The sequence below is a fragment of the Streptomyces sp. NPDC026394 genome (assembly GCF_055567735.1).
On the sequence record NZ_JBVHPX010000007.1, the window covers coordinates 140,455 to 154,297 of the forward strand.

Consider the following 13,843-nt stretch of genomic DNA (forward strand, 5'->3'; position numbering starts at 1 on the left):
TCGCCGTGCGGGCACGCGGGAGGACAGGACAGTGGACTTCACCTTCACCGAGGAGCAGCAGGCGGCCGTCGAGGCGGCCAAGGCGGTCTTCGCGGATGTCGCTCCCGACAGCGTGCCGAGCCCAGCCCTCACCGCCGGTGCCGTGGCCGACGACATCGACCGCCCCCTGTGGCGCAAGCTGGCCGACGCCGACCTGCTGAGCCTGGTGCTCGCCCCGGAGTACGGCGGTGCGGGGCTGGACCCGATCGCGCTCTGCCTGGTGCTGTGCGAGTCCGCCAAGGTGCTCGCCCGCGTACCGCTGCTGGAGAACAGCGCCGCGGGCCTCGCTGTCCAGACCTACGCCACCGACGCTCTGCGCGCCGATGTACTGCCCCGGGCCGGACGCGGCGAGCTGGTCCTGACGGTCGCCGCTGCCGGACGCACCGGCCACGACCCTGCCGAGCTCGCCGTCACCGCCCGCCATGAAGACACCGGCTGGGTCCTCGACGGCATGCAGACCGCCGTCCCCTGGGCGCAGGCCGCCGACCGCCTCCTCGTCCCCGCCCACACCGGCGACGGAACCGCCGTGCTCGCCCTCGTACCCCGCCTCCAGCACGGCGTCCGCCTCGACGACCAGACCTCCACCAACGGCGAACGCCACGCGGAAGTCCACCTGGACTCCGTACGGATCCGCGACGAAGAGATGATCACCGCGCCCGGCGCCTGGGAGTGGCTGCGCAACCTCCTCACCACCGGCACCTGCGCGCTGGCCCTCGGCCTCGGCCAAGCCGTACTGGCCATGACCAGCGCCTACACGGCGAAGCGCGAACAGTTCGGCTTCCCCGTCGCCACCTTCCAGGCCGTCGCCGTCCAGGCCGCCGACCGCTACATCGACCTGCGGGCCATGGAGGCCACCCTCTGGCAGGCCGCGTGGCGCATCAGCAGCGGCGCGAACGGCGCACTGCCGCCGGCGGGGGATGTCGCGGTGGCCAAAATCTGGGCGTCGGAGGGCGTACGCCGCGTCGTGCAGACCGCACAGCACCTGCACGGCGGCTTCGGAGCGGACACCGACTACGCACTGCACCGGTACCACGCCTGGGCGAAGCAGCTCGAACTCTCGCTCGGCCCCGCCGCCGCACACGAAGAAGCCCTGGGCGACCTGCTGGCCGCCCACGCCCTCGGCTGAGCGGCCGGCCGAACGCGGCAGGTCAGACGACCGCGCCCGGCTCGCCCTTGCTGTCCTTCACCGGGCGGCCGGAAGCCTCCCACGCCTGCATCCCGCCATCGACGTTCACCGCGTCGATGCCCTGCTGGATCAGGTACTGGGCGACCTGCGCGGAACGGCCACCGACCCGGCACAGCACATAGACCTTGCCGCCGTCGGGCGCCCGCTCCGTCAACTCGCCGTACCGGGCGACGAACTCGCTCATGGGGATGTGCAGCGCGCCTTCGGCGTGCCCCGCCTCCCACTCGTCATCCTCCCGGACGTCCAGGAGGAAGTCCTCGGACGTCAATGCGTCCACCTTGACCGTGGGCAGAGAACCGAAATGCATGGGCCCGACGCTACCCGACCAGCTGCGTCAGGTACGCCTCGCGCTCGGCCACATCCGCCAACAGCTTCTCGGCGATCTCCTCCAGCAGCGCGTCCGGATCCTCGGGCGCCATCTTGATCATCGCGCCGATCGCACTGTCCTCCAGCTCGGCGGCGATCGCCGCGAGCATCTCCTTACGCGCCGCCAGCCACTCCAGCCGCGCGTAGAGCTCCTCACTCTCGCTCGGCCGCTGCTCCTGCGGCACCGGGCCGGCCTCCCACTCACGGGCCAGCTCACGCAGCGCCGCCTCGTCCCCGGCCCCGTACGCGGCGTTGACCCGCATGATGAACGCGTCCCTGCGGCCCCGCTCGGCCTCGTCGCGCGCCAGGTCGGGGTGGGCCTTGCGCACCAGGTCGCGGTAGACCCGACGGGCCTCCTCGCTCGGCCGCACCTTCTGCGGCGGCCGGACCGACTGTTCGTTGAGCATCGCTTCGGCCTCCGGGTACAGCCCCTCGGACCCCATCCACCCGTGGAAGAGCTCCTCGACATCAGGCATCGGCAGCACCGACGCCCGCGCCTCCCGCGCCTTGCGTACGTCCTCGGGGTCGCCCGTACGAGCTGCGATCGCCTCGGCGATCCGGGCATCCAGCTCGTCCAGCCGCGCGTACATGGGGCCGAGGCGCTGATGGTGCAGCCGGGAGAAGTTCTCCACCTCCACCCGGAAGGTCTCCACCGCGATCTCGAACTCGATCAACGCCTGCTCAGCGGTTTCCACCGCCCGCGCCAACCGCCGCGTCGAAGCCCCGCCCGCGCCGTCGTCCTCGTGTGCGCGGCCCGCATCCGCACCCTGGACGCCGGGGTCGGCGTGATCGCCCCGCACCGCATCGGCCGCCGGGCCCGCCTGCCCCGTCTGCCCCGGCTGAGTCCCTTGATCCATCAGGCCCCCCTGACCCGCCTGGCCTGTCGGGCCCTCCTGACCCGCCTGGGCCTGGTGTCCCCCTTGCGTCGCGTGGGCCGCATGCCCCGGGGCCCCGTGGTCAGCGTGTGCGTCCTGGCCGTCCTGCGCGTTCTCCGCCTGCGAGTTCGTCACCCGGCCACCCTACGGCCCGTGCCGACCCCGCTCAGACTCCCGTCTCCGCGGCTATCCGTCCCTTCCTGATCGCCGCGACCAACTCCGCGTGATCCGCCTCCGTACGGTCCGCGTAGACCACCGCGAAGTCGGCCAGCGCCTCGTCCAACGCCTCCCCCTTGCCGCAGTAACCCGCCACCACACGCGGATCGGCGCTGTGCGCATGCGCCCGGGCCAGCAACGCGCCTGTCATCCGTGCGTAGTCGTCGATCTGGTCGCCGGCTAGGGCGGTCGGGTCGACGCTGCCTTTACGGTTCCGGAACTGCCGCACCTGGTAGGGCCTCCCCGCCCCCTCCCCCCGCCCCCCACCCCGCCCTTCGTGTCGTGCCCCCGCCCACCCCTCAGCCCGCCACCGGGCCGACGTCTCGCCCTCGCCCTCGCCCAGCCCCTCACCCCAGGCCCTGCCCGGCCTCGCGCCCCACGTCACTCCCCGCTTCGCACACCCCGTCCCGCCACGCCCCGCACCCCACGCCCCGTTACGCCCTTCGCCCCACGCCTCACCGTGCCCCTCACCCCACGCCTCGCCAGGCCCCTCAGCCCACTCCTCGCCCCGGCCCCTGCCACGCCCTCGCTCGCGTCCCCGCCCCGCTTGCTCGCCTGCGTCACCGCCGCTCTCACCGCTTCCCGCGTGCGGCTCGTACACCGTCGTCCAGCCCAGCAAGCTGTCGCTCACCACCTGCATGTGCCGCTGTCCGCGTACGATCCGTCGGCCCTCGTGCGCGACCGCCGACGCAGGGAAGCCGGCCTTCTCCGCGTACGGTGTCAGCGCCGAACTCCTCGCCTCCTTCACCTGGAGCACCAGTGGCTCACCACGGTGGTCGAGCAGCAGCACCACATAGGAGCGCAGGCCCACACTCCCCGTGCCCACCACCCTGAACGCCACGTCCTGCACCTCGTACCTGGCCAGCAGCGGGAGCCGGTGCTCCGGCAGCGTGTCCAGGTAGCCGGCGAGCGAGGAGGCGACCGCGGCGGCCTCCGCGTCCGGTATGCGCCGCAGTACGGGCGGGGCGTCCACGAACCTCCTGCCGCCGCCGGATATCTCCTCCGTCGCCTTCGCCGCGAACCGCGCGCTGGTGTTCTTCCGGGCCTTGGCCACCACCCGCTCCAGCGTGCCCAGCAGATCGCGGGCGTCCGTGTGGGAGACCAGTTCCTCGTCGGCTATCGCGTGCCAGGCGTCGGCGGCCGACATGCCCGCCAGCAGCCGCATCGTGCGGCGGTACGCACCCACCGCGTCCCGGGCCGCCTCACGGCACTGCTCCTCACTCGCCCCCGCCTCCCGGCCGGCCAGCACCAACGACGCCACGAGCCGCTTCAGGTCCCATTCCCAGGGCCCGTACAACGTCTCGTCGAAGTCGTTGAGATCCATCACCAGCTTGCCGCGGGCGTCGCCGTAGAGACCGAAGTTGGCCGCGTGCGCGTCACCGCATATCTGCGCGCCGATGCCGGTCACCGGGGTGGTCATCAGGTCGTACGCCATCAGGCCGGCGGTCCCGCGGAGGAAGGCGAAGGGACCGGCAGCCATGCGGCCGACCCGTATGGGCACCAGTTCCGGTAGACGGCCGGTGTTGGATTCCTCGACCGTCGTCACCGCGTCGGGCCGCCCGGCGTCCGGCGTGAACCGGCCGTGCGCGGAGCGGGGTGCCCGCTCCCGGAGCGCCTTGCCGACCGCTTTCGGTGCGGGTCCCCGCGCGTCCGGCTTCGCGAACCCCGTTACGTACGGCAATCGCGTCATCGCCGCCACCTCCCCCTTCGTACCCCTGCCCCTGCCCCGGACTCCGTCGTCCGGCCGCGTCGGAACCCGCAGAAACCGGTGGTCTGCCGCCGGTTGGCGGAGCGCTGTCTCCGCCGCGTGTTCACGACGGTACAGACAGACCCCGCCTTGCGGCAGGGCCTGTGGATAACTCTGGGTGACGGATTTGAGGGACGGATCTGCGGGACGGAGTGGGAAGGGGCGAGGCGGGTGCGTCACCCGTGGCGGGTGCCTTACGACTCGGTCGACCCGGTCGGTCGGGTCGGTTGGGGCGGTTGGGGCGGTTGGGTCGGGCCGCCCGGACCGGTCGGTTCACCCGGCCCGGGCGATCCTGCCCAGGCTCGCCCGGCCCGGTCGGCCCGGTCGGCTCAGACTCCGACTGCCTCTTCCATCTCCTCCTCGGCCTCCTCGGCCTTTTCATCTGCCTCGGACCGCCCAGCCCGCTCCGCGTTCCGGCCATCGCCGGCCCCCGCAGCATGGGCGGGGCGGCGTTCCGGCACCGTTGCGGCCACGGCGGCTGCGGCCACGGCCGTCGCGTTCTGCGCTGCTGCCGCCGCCGCGCGCCGGCGGCGTGCCTCGGCAAGGGATGCCACGCCGATCATCACGAAGCCCACGATCAGCCACAGCACCAGCGTCCAGACGTGCCCGGCCAGCCCGTTGCCGTCGAAGTAGACGTGGCTGCGGGTGCCCTCGACGAAGCCGGCGCCGTTCCAGAACGCGTGGAGGGAGGCGAAGAAACCGTTCTGCAGCTCGGGGCGGAAGACACCGCCCGCAGAGGTGAAGTTGAGCATGACGAACAGCGCCATGACACCCAGCGTGGTCCAGCGCTTGAGGAACGTGTGCAGGCCGGTACCGATCAGCAGGATGCCCGCCGAGTACAGCCAGGCCATGGCCCACAGCCCCCACAGCCCGTGGTCCACGAGGTGGAAGACCGGTCCGGCGAAGAGCGTTCCGAGGATGCTGACCACGAAGGAGGTACCGACCGCCAGCGCCGCGCGCAGCCGGATCGGCAGGACGGCCCCGGCGCCGCCGATCACCGCGACCGAGGCGTACGAGCCGATGCTGATCGCGACCATCAGGAAGAAGAGGCCCTGGCCCGTCGGGTCGTCCTCGCTCGGCGGAGCGACATCGGTGACCTTGAGCGGCGTGCCCTGCTGGGCCGCGACGGGCGTGAAGATCTTCTGCACCACGGTCGCCGTGGTGTCGGAGCCGGCGGTCGCGACCATCAGTTCCGGCGCCGCCTTCGCCCCTGCGCCGTTCTTCGCCGCCGACGCGCCGCCCCCCTTCGAGGCCGGCGCTCCGCCGCTCGCCCCGGCCGGCGCACCGCTGCCGGCGGCGTGCGCGTCCATCACGTACGCGCCGAAGATCTCCTGGTGCTTCAGCTGGTCCACGGCCTCGGCCCGGTCGCCGACCGTGCGGACGTCCAGGCCGCCGTGCGCCTTGTCACTGATCGACTGGGCGAGCACCTGTGCCGGGGATCCCGAACCGACCACGGCGACGGGCAGGTGGTGCGGCTCGGGGTGCGCGAACGCCCCCAGGTAGGCCAGGCCCATCCCGATGCACATCAGCAACGGGGTGATCAGGTGGGTCAGGACGTGCCGCAGATCGGCTCGGTGGTCGGGGCGGTGGTGGTCAGGACGTCGGACCGAACTCATGCGTCGTGCCTTCTCAAGCTAGTCGCTCAGCATCGAGTAGTTGGCTTATACAACTCTCACTTCACGTTGTACTATACAACTACTACGACGAAAGGCAAGCACCCGTGGCCCGCAGAGACGAATCCGTCGAGACCATCCAGCAGGAGATGACCGCGTTCGCCCGCCGGGCACGCGCCACCGCCGCCCGTATGCACCCCGAGCTCTCGCTCGTCTCCTACACACTGCTGGCGCATCTCGACGATCAGAAGGGCTGCCGCGCGACCGACCTCGCCGCGCATTACCTCCTGGACAAGTCCACGGTCAGCCGGCAGATCTCCGCCTTGGAGAAGCTCGGCTTCGTCGAGCGCCGCGTCGACCCGGACGACCACCGCGTCCAGGTGCTGCACCCCACGACCAAGGGCGCGCAGATGCTGGCCAACGTCACCGCCAGCCGCCGCCAGGCGTTCCACGAGCGGCTCGCCGACTGGGACGAGGAGGACCTGGACCGTTTCGCCTCGTACCTGCTGCGCTACAACGCCGCGCAGGCGCGGCTCGGCTGAGAGTCGCAGACGGGCCCGAGCCCTGCCTCTGCCGCGCCGACCGGGAATCCCGCCCCTGCCGTCTCGACCGGGAGGGGCCCTGCCTCTGCCACCTCGGCAGCCCTTGCCGTCCCCGCCCCCGCTCAGCCCCGGAAGCGCGCCGGACACTGCCCGCCGTCGGCGAGGTACGTCTCCGCCCACCGGGACAGTTCCTTGAGGGCGGGGTCGAGCGCCCGCCCCGCCTCGGTCAGGCGGTACGAGACGCGCAGCGGCGGGCCGCCGTCCACCTCGCGTACGACCAGACCGGCCGCGGACAGCTCCGTGAGCCGGTCCGAGAGCATGCGCTCACTGATTCCGGGGACCGCCCGCCGTAGCTCGGCGAAGTACACCGGGCCGTCGAGAAGGACGGCCACGACCAGGCCCGTCCACCGCTTGCCCAACAGCGAGAAGACCCGCGTCATGCCGGTGTCCACCTGCCTGCATGCCTCTTCGCCGCGCTCCGTCATACGCCCAGGTTACTGCGCCCTCGTTGGGTACTGAATAAAAGTAAGCTACTGTTCTATCCATAGGTACGAACGGAACTCATCCGCAGGCCGTACGCCGGCCACGACCGAAGGACCGCATCATGGCCACGCTCCTGCACCTCGACTCCTCCCTCTTCCCGGCCGACGGATCCGCCTCCCGCGCGGTGACCGCGGCCTTCCGCAAGGCATGGGAGGAGCAGCACCCCGACGGCACCGTCGTCTACCGCGACCTCGCCGCCACTCCGCTGCCGCACCTGGAGGCCGCTGGGTTCACCGCCGCCTTCAGCGCCCCGGATGACCTCACCCCCGAGCAGCGGGCCGCTTTCGCGCAGCGCCTCGAACTGGTGGAGGAGCTGGAGCAGGCGGACGCGGTCGTCCTCGGCGCGCCCATGTACAACTTCACGATCCCCTCCACCGTGAAGGCATGGCTGGACTACGTGATCATCATGGGCCGGACCACCGGGGACGAGTCCACACTCAAGGGCAAGCCGCTGACCGTCGTCACCAGCCGTGGCGGCTCGTACGCCCCGGGCACGCCCCGCGAAGGCTTCGACTATGTGCAGAACTACCTGGAGGCCGTGTTCGGCACCATGTTCGGCATGGAGGTCGACTTCATCGTCCCCGAGCTGACGATGGCGCCCACCAACCCCGCGATGGCCGACCTCATACCCCTGTACGAGGCGTCCCGCGACAAGGCTTTCCAGGAAGCCGCCGACAAGGCCAAGGCCCTCGCCACGCGCCTCGCCGCCTGACGCGGCACGCCCGGCACAGGCCCGCACACGCCCGGCACAGGCCCGGTGCATGCCCGGCCCGGACGCGCTCCGGGCCGGGCGGCCCTACGCCCCCGACTCCGCGTCGCGCGCGAGCAACGCCGCCTGTACCCGGTTCTCGCAGCCCAGCTTGGACAGGATCCGGCTGACGTACGTCTTCACCGTCGCCTCGCTCATGTGGATCCGCTCACCCGCGTCGGCGTTGGAAAGCCCCTCGCCGAGCAGGGACAGCACCTCCTTCTCCCGCTCCGTCAGGACGGACAGCCGCCGCCTGGCCTCTTCCGCACGCCGTGCCGTGCGCGTCGCACCGGTCTCGGCGCCCGCACCGCTGCCGTGTGCCACCAGCGAATCGGCCACGTGCCGGGTCGCCACCGGTGACATGTAGGCATGGCCCTCGGCCGCGGCGCGCACCGCACGGATCAGTTCGTCCGGCGCGGAGTCCTTCAGCAGGAAGCCCGCGCTTCCCTCACCCATCGCCCGCAGGACGTTCTCCCGCTCCCCGAACGTCGTCAGGATCAAGGCGCGTACGGCCGGTACCGCGCGGCGCAGCTCGGCGAGTGCCGTCAGCCCGTCCATGACCGGCATCTGGATGTCCAGGAGCACCACGTCCGCGCCGTGGCCCCGCGCGGCCTCGACCGCCTCCTTGCCGTTGCCCGCCTCCGCCACGACCGCGATGTCCCGGTCGGAGGTGAGGATCATCCGGATACCGGCTCTGATGAGCGGCTCGTCGTCAGCGACGATCACCCTGATCACTCGGGCTCCCGCACGGGCTCGGTCGGTTGTTTCCACGGACAGCGCCATCTTCCCCCCATTCACGCGCCGGTCCGTCCGGCCGCCCTCAGACCTTCCCCAGGAAGGTCTGCTTCTCCACGAGCTTCCCGTCCTTGAAACAGAACCGGAACGCGCGCTCCTCCGCCCAGTCCGCAGACGGTTCGGCGGACGCGAACGTCTCGCAGCGCGCGCCCTCCGGCTTCGCGGGCCCCTGGTCGTTCAGCCCGCTGTTCAGGAACGACTCCTCCGGCAATTCTTCTCGCACCTCCTCCTCCGGCGTCCCGACCCTCATCTGCTCGAAGGTGCCCGGTGACACCGAACTGTCCTTCATCGCCTTGAAGAGCTCGACCATCCCCCACGCGGTCACCAGGCCCAGGACCACGACCACGCCCGCCGCCAGACCGCACCCGACGGCAAACCCGCTGCGCCTCGCCTCCCCGCGGAACATCGCCGTGTCCGGCGCCGCGTACACCCGCGACCAGTCGATGACCGGCCGGCCGTCCTTGCCGGTACGCACCACGGGACGTCCACGATCGGTGTCCGGGAAACCGCCGCCGGAACCACCCGGGCCATCTGATCCCCCGGGGCTGATCAGGCCGCCCGGACCGCTCAGGCCGCCCGGTCCACCCGCCGCCCCTGCCGCTTCGGCCGTCGGTACGGGCTCCCTGGCCGACACCGCCACCGGCCCGTACGGCAGAACCCCTGCCAGCCGGAAGCCGCCGCCCGGCACCGGGCCGCTGTGCACCATGCCGCCCACCAGCCGCGCCCGCTCCCGCAGCCCCGTCAGTCCCTGGCCGCCGCTGACCTGAGGACCGCCGGCCGCACCCGGCGGCACCGGCCCGTTGACGACCTCCACCAGCAGCGAGTCCGGCTCGTAGCGCAGTGCCACCGCCACCGGCGCGCCCGACGCGTGCTTGTGCGCGTTGGTCAGCCCTTCCTGCACGATGCGGTACGCGGCCCGGTCCACGGCCGGCGCCAGCGCGCGCGGTTCTCCCGCCCGGGAGACGGATATTCGCGCTCCCGCGCCACGCGACGCCTCGGCCAGCGCGTCCACCTGGTCCACCCCGCGCTGCCCCGCGTCCGGAGCCGTGCCCGCGCCGATCGCCGGATGCGCCGCGGCCGTTTCCTCGTGCTCGTCGCGCAGCAGGCCCACGACCTCGCGCAGTTCGCGCATCGCCGCCACCGAGGCTCCGCGCAGCACGCCGACGGCCTCCCGCTGCCGCCCGTTGAGCTCGGAGTCCACCTCCAACGCGCCCGTGTGCACGGCGATCAGCGTGAGCTGGTGCCCCAGGCTGTCGTGCATGTCCTGCGCGATGCGCTGCCGCTCGCGCAACCGCGTCTGGCGGGCGATCATCGCGTTCTCCCGCAGCAGTTGGGTGCGCTGTGCGTGGAGTGTCTCCACCAGGGTGCGGTTCTGCGACCAGTAGCGGCTGGAGATGCCCGGCATGGCCACTATCGCCAGGAAGGACACCGCCAGGATCATCAGCTTTTCCGGTGACACCAGAGGGAGGTCCGGGACCACCGGCACCACCGTGCTCACCACCAGCGCCACCGCGAACACCGCCAGCGCCCGCGCGCTGCCCGCGATCCGGCGCCCGGCCGACCAGCCCGCCACGATCAGCAGCACCGTCATCCCCGGGCAGGGCCAGCTCAGCGCCGCCGCGAGGATCAGGACCGTACCGGGCAGGGCTCGGCGCAGCGGGGCGAGCACCACCACCGCACCCGTCACCAGCCACGTACGGACGTCGCCGCTGTCGACGAGCTTCTGTATGCCGAGCGCGATCAGCCCCAGCAGCAGTGCCAGCAGCGATTCACCGACGACGCGGTACGGCGGCCACTGCTCCGGACGGGCCAGGCACCGCCATCCCCGCCCGACCGCCGCCCGGGCCTCCGCGGCCCGGGCCGCCACCCGGCCCGCCACCTGTTCCTTCCCCCTGATGTTCACGTACCGAGCGTAGGCACGCCCCGCCCACCGACACAGTCACCATTCGTCGCTCCCTCCCGCGACGAAAGTCGCGGCCCCGCCACCCCACCGCACCCCTCCGCCCCCCACACACCGACCCAGACCCCACCCGGCCCCACCCCGGACCGTCCTCCTCCCCCCTCCCCCTCTCCCTTCACACCCTCCCGCCCCCAGGCCCCTGCCCCACCCCCACCGCGATCAACGCCCCCACGGCCAGCGCGCCCCCGCTCCACAGCACCGCGGTGATCCCCCAGCCGTCCACCACCCGTCCACCGCCGAAGGCACCCAGCGCGATGGCCGCGTTGAACACCGCCACGAACAGCGCGGACGCCGCCTCCCGCGCCTCCGGGGCCACCACCATCAGCCACGTCTGCGTGCTGACCGACACTCCTCCGTAAGCCAGCCCCCAGACCGCCAGCAACGCCGACGCGCCCGGCACGCCCACCCCCAGCACGGGCACCAGCAGCACGGCCCCGGCCAGCACCGCGCTGATCACCACCAGCGTGCCGCGCGGCGACCGCCCCGCCCCCGCACCGCCCACGAAGTTGCCCGCCACCCCCGCGACCCCGTACACCAGCAGCAGCGTGCTGATCACCCCGGGACCGACCCCGGACACCTCCTCCAGCACCGGCCGCACATACGTGTACGCGGCGAAGTGCCCGCCCACCAGAAGCGCCACCACGACCAGCCCGGTCCGCACCCGCGCGTCGTGGAACAGCCGCAGCACCCCGCCCAGCCGTACCGCCCCCTCGGCCGGCAGCGGCGGCAGCAGCACGGCCAACGCCCCCGTGACCAGCGCCGCCAGCACGCCCACCACGACGAACGCCGCACGCCACCCGCCCAGTTGCCCGATCAGCGTGCCCACCGGCACCCCGAGCACCGACGCGGCAGCCACCCCACTGAAGATCAACGATGTCGCCGCGGCCACCGACCGCGCCGCCACCAGCCGTACCGCGAGCCCCGCCGCCAGCGCCCACACGCCGCCCATGCCCAGCCCGACCAGCACCCGCGCCACCAGCATCACGCCGAAGCCCGGAGCCCACGCGGCCAGCAGGTTCGCCGCCGCAAGCATCGCCATCAGCCCGCACAGCACCAGCCGCCGGTCCGCCCGGCCCACCGCCAGAGTGAGCACCGGCGCTCCCAGCGCCGCGACCACGCCGGCCACCGTCAGCGTCAGCCCCGCCGTACCGTCCGTCACCCCCAGCGCGCCCCCGATCGGCGTCAGCAGCCCCACCGGCAGCATCTCCGACGTCACCACCGTGAACGTGGCCGCCGCCAGCGCCCCCACCGCGGGCCACCCCCCGCCCCGCCGCAACTCGCCGTCGCGGCCCGCCGTTTCCTCGATCGTTGTCATGTCCCCCAGCCAATGCGCAGCCGCCCGCGGGAACAACGGCGAACCTCTCACGCTTCCATGAGCGTGGCTCATCGATCCCGGAATACCCGGAGTACCCCTTCCCCCCGGAGCAACACCGCGCCTGTCCCCTCCGGCGGCCTGGAGATGCGCGAACTGGAGTGCTTTCTCGTCCTCGCCGAAGAGCTGCACTTCGGGCGCACCGGCGCACGCCTGTACGTCTCCCAGAGCCGCGTCAGTCAGCTCGTCCGCGCCCTGGAGCAGCGCGTCGGCGCCCGCCTCGTCGAGCGCACCAGCCGCCGGGTACGGCTCACCCCTCTGGGTACGGACTTCCTGGCCGGACTGCGCCCCGCCTACGACGCCCTGCGCGGCACGGTCGAGTCCACCGTCGCCGCTGCCCGCGGCATCGAGGGCCGGCTGCGCATCGGCTTCCAGGGGACCGCCGACGGCCGCATCATGCGGGCCATCGACACCTTCCACACCCGCCACCCCGGGTGCGCCACGGAGATCGTCGAAATTCCGCTCCAGGACCCTTTCGGTCCGGTGCACCGGGGCGAGGTCGACGCCGCCGTCGTCCTGCTGCCCGTCGAAGAACCCGGCCTCGTACTGGGCCCGGTCTTCTCCGAGCAGCAGCAGACCCTGGCCGTCTCCGTACGCCACCCCTTCGCCTCCCGCGCCTCCATCGACGCCGAGGAACTGGCCGACGGGCCGCTCGTCACCGTCGAAGGCCCCGCCCCCGAGTACTGGCGCCACGCCCAGGCCCCCACCAGCACCCCCGGCGGCCGCCCCATCCCGCCCGGACCCGGTGTCCGCACCCTCCAGGAGGGCCTCACCCTGGCCGCCGCCGACCGCGGCGGGATGCTGCTCTGCCGCCCCACGGCGGACTACCACGGGCGCCGCGACCTCACGTTCGTACCGGTCACCGGCCTGCCGGACTCCGCACTCGGGCTCGTCTGGCACCGGGACCGCGAGACCGCGCGCACCCGCGCCTTCCGTACGGCCGTCACCGATGTGACGTAGCGCTCGCCGACGCGACACACTCCCGCCGGTGCGGCGCAGCCCCCGCCGACGCGACGCGGCTCCGCCGGTTCGGCGCAGCCCCCGCCGGTGTGACGTAGGACTCACTGATCGTCAGTCCGTGCACGGCGGACCTGACGTGTGCGGAAAGCCACCGGCACAACGCAAGACCCCCGGTCCGGGAATCCCGGACCGGGGGTCTCATCTGTGCGCGAGGGGGGAGTTGAACCCCCACGCCCTTTCGGGCACTGGAACCTGAATCCAGCGCGTCTGCCTATTCCGCCACCCGCGCATTTGGGTGTGTCATCCGATTCTCTCACGCGATCCGGGCTGTTCCGTCCGGGTCTTGTGCGAGCGCCTTCCGACATGCAGAACATTAGCACGCTGCCGGGGGTGCCATCACATCCGTTCTCCGGCACCCGCCCGTGACCTGCTCCGGAACCCCGTGGAGCCCCCTCCGTCGCCCGCCGCCCGTCACCCGACGTGCCCCCGCCAAGACGACCGACGCCACGGCCGGCACCCCGACCCGCGTCCTCACGTCCCGCCACACCCGCCGCCGACGCCCGCACCGACTCCCCCCTCCGGACGATCCCCGGTCACCCCTCCGCCACACCCGGCAGCCACCGTTCATCCCACCCGGTCGCCGCTCGCCCCACTCCGGCGGACGCCCGTCCGCCCCACCCGACGACCGGCCTCGCCCGCCCCGGACCGCGCCCCGGACCAGGCTGGTTCCCGCCACCCCGGCCGATTCCCGCCACCCCTGTACACCCCCGCCCACATCCGTCCCCGCCTCGCCGCCCCGCCCGGTCGGTGAACCCGGCGGTTGCGGGACACTGTGAGTGGGGCACATCTACGATCGCAGTGCCATCGCAACGCCGGCGCGG

12 protein-coding genes and 1 tRNA gene are annotated in these 13,843 nt (G+C 72.6%); 4 read left to right on the top strand and 9 right to left on the bottom strand.

Features of this window, described 5'->3' with window-relative positions; genetic code table 11:
• The first annotated feature begins 31 nt into the window (after positions 1-31).
• Positions 32-1,165 carry an acyl-CoA dehydrogenase family protein gene (locus ACZ4QV_RS18760; protein ID WP_467763135.1) on the top strand — a complete coding sequence of 378 codons (1,134 nt, stop codon included), beginning with the start codon at positions 32-34 and terminating at the stop codon, positions 1,163-1,165.
• A 22-nt stretch (positions 1,166-1,187) separates the two neighbouring features.
• Here ACZ4QV_RS18760 and ACZ4QV_RS18765 read toward each other — a convergent pair whose 3' ends face one another.
• The 4 genes from ACZ4QV_RS18765 to ACZ4QV_RS18780 form a co-directional block, all read right to left on the bottom strand.
• Positions 1,188-1,532 (bottom strand): rhodanese-like domain-containing protein, encoded by a 345-nt coding sequence (locus ACZ4QV_RS18765; protein WP_361153216.1) that lies wholly within the window; start codon positions 1,530-1,532, stop codon positions 1,188-1,190.
• 10 nt (positions 1,533-1,542) lie between these two features.
• Complete coding sequence (locus ACZ4QV_RS18770) at positions 1,543-2,448, bottom strand: J domain-containing protein (RefSeq protein ID WP_361153213.1); 906 nt, start codon at positions 2,446-2,448, stop codon at positions 1,543-1,545.
• A gap of 184 nt (positions 2,449-2,632) precedes the next feature.
• Positions 2,633-4,372, bottom strand: a complete 1,740-nt coding sequence (locus ACZ4QV_RS18775; protein WP_361614119.1) for a DUF2252 family protein — start codon at positions 4,370-4,372, stop codon at positions 2,633-2,635.
• A gap of 386 nt (positions 4,373-4,758) precedes the next feature.
• On the bottom strand, positions 4,759-6,045 hold the full coding sequence (locus tag ACZ4QV_RS18780) for an ABC transporter permease (protein ID WP_361614121.1): 1,287 nt from the start codon (positions 6,043-6,045) through the stop codon (positions 4,759-4,761).
• A gap of 104 nt (positions 6,046-6,149) precedes the next feature.
• Between ACZ4QV_RS18780 and ACZ4QV_RS18785 the strand changes: the two genes are divergently transcribed.
• Positions 6,150-6,584 (top strand): MarR family winged helix-turn-helix transcriptional regulator, encoded by a 435-nt coding sequence (locus ACZ4QV_RS18785; protein WP_361153204.1) that lies wholly within the window; start codon positions 6,150-6,152, stop codon positions 6,582-6,584.
• A 122-nt stretch (positions 6,585-6,706) separates the two neighbouring features.
• Here ACZ4QV_RS18785 and ACZ4QV_RS18790 read toward each other — a convergent pair whose 3' ends face one another.
• Complete coding sequence (locus ACZ4QV_RS18790) at positions 6,707-7,069, bottom strand: winged helix-turn-helix transcriptional regulator (protein ID WP_361153201.1); 363 nt, start codon at positions 7,067-7,069, stop codon at positions 6,707-6,709.
• Between the two features lie 119 nt (positions 7,070-7,188).
• On the opposite strand from ACZ4QV_RS18790, the gene ACZ4QV_RS18795 reads away from it, so the two are divergent.
• Positions 7,189-7,839 (top strand): FMN-dependent NADH-azoreductase, encoded by a 651-nt coding sequence (locus tag ACZ4QV_RS18795; protein ID WP_361153199.1) that lies wholly within the window; start codon positions 7,189-7,191, stop codon positions 7,837-7,839.
• An 84-nt stretch (positions 7,840-7,923) separates the two neighbouring features.
• Here the strand turns inward: ACZ4QV_RS18795 and ACZ4QV_RS18800 are convergent, their stop codons facing one another.
• The 3 genes from ACZ4QV_RS18800 to ACZ4QV_RS18810 all read right to left on the bottom strand — a co-directional run bounded on the left by ACZ4QV_RS18800 (position 7,924) and on the right by ACZ4QV_RS18810 (position 11,945).
• The gene (locus ACZ4QV_RS18800; RefSeq protein ID WP_361614124.1) at positions 7,924-8,610 is read right to left on the bottom strand and encodes a response regulator transcription factor; all 687 of its coding nucleotides are present in this window, start codon (positions 8,608-8,610) and stop codon (positions 7,924-7,926) included.
• An 85-nt stretch (positions 8,611-8,695) separates the two neighbouring features.
• On the bottom strand, positions 8,696-10,573 hold the full coding sequence (locus tag ACZ4QV_RS18805; protein WP_361614127.1) for a sensor histidine kinase: 1,878 nt from the start codon (positions 10,571-10,573) through the stop codon (positions 8,696-8,698).
• A 172-nt stretch (positions 10,574-10,745) separates the two neighbouring features.
• A complete protein-coding gene (locus ACZ4QV_RS18810; RefSeq protein WP_467763136.1) occupies positions 10,746-11,945 on the bottom strand; it encodes an MFS transporter in 1,200 nt (399 codons plus the stop codon).
• 144 nt (positions 11,946-12,089) lie between these two features.
• On the opposite strand from ACZ4QV_RS18810, the gene ACZ4QV_RS18815 reads away from it, so the two are divergent.
• Entirely contained in the window at positions 12,090-12,962 is an 873-nt protein-coding gene (locus ACZ4QV_RS18815) for a LysR family transcriptional regulator (protein WP_361153189.1), read from the top strand.
• Between the two features lie 205 nt (positions 12,963-13,167).
• On the opposite strand, the gene ACZ4QV_RS18820 is transcribed toward ACZ4QV_RS18815, so the two are convergent.
• Positions 13,168-13,251 (bottom strand) — tRNA-Leu (locus ACZ4QV_RS18820).
• Positions 13,252-13,843 lie beyond the last annotated feature (592 nt).

What these genes read in the sequence shown, in the direction of transcription:
- ACZ4QV_RS18765 (WP_361153216.1), bottom strand. Translation starts at nt 1,532, where the DNA reads ATGCATTTCGGTTCTCTGCCCACGGTCAAGGTGGACGCATTGACGTCC.
- ACZ4QV_RS18770 (WP_361153213.1), bottom strand. Translation starts at nt 2,448, where the DNA reads ATGGATCAAGGGACTCAGCCGGGGCAGACGGGGCAGGCGGGCCCGGCG.
- ACZ4QV_RS18775 (WP_361614119.1), bottom strand. Translation starts at nt 4,372, where the DNA reads ATGACGCGATTGCCGTACGTAACGGGGTTCGCGAAGCCGGACGCGCGG.
- ACZ4QV_RS18780 (WP_361614121.1), bottom strand. Translation starts at nt 6,045, where the DNA reads ATGAGTTCGGTCCGACGTCCTGACCACCACCGCCCCGACCACCGAGCC.
- ACZ4QV_RS18790 (WP_361153201.1), bottom strand. Translation starts at nt 7,069, where the DNA reads ATGACGGAGCGCGGCGAAGAGGCATGCAGGCAGGTGGACACCGGCATG.
- ACZ4QV_RS18795 (WP_361153199.1), top strand. Translation starts at nt 7,189, where the DNA reads ATGGCCACGCTCCTGCACCTCGACTCCTCCCTCTTCCCGGCCGACGGA.
- ACZ4QV_RS18810 (WP_467763136.1), bottom strand. Translation starts at nt 11,945, where the DNA reads ATGACAACGATCGAGGAAACGGCGGGCCGCGACGGCGAGTTGCGGCGG.
- ACZ4QV_RS18815 (WP_361153189.1), top strand. Translation starts at nt 12,090, where the DNA reads ATGCGCGAACTGGAGTGCTTTCTCGTCCTCGCCGAAGAGCTGCACTTC.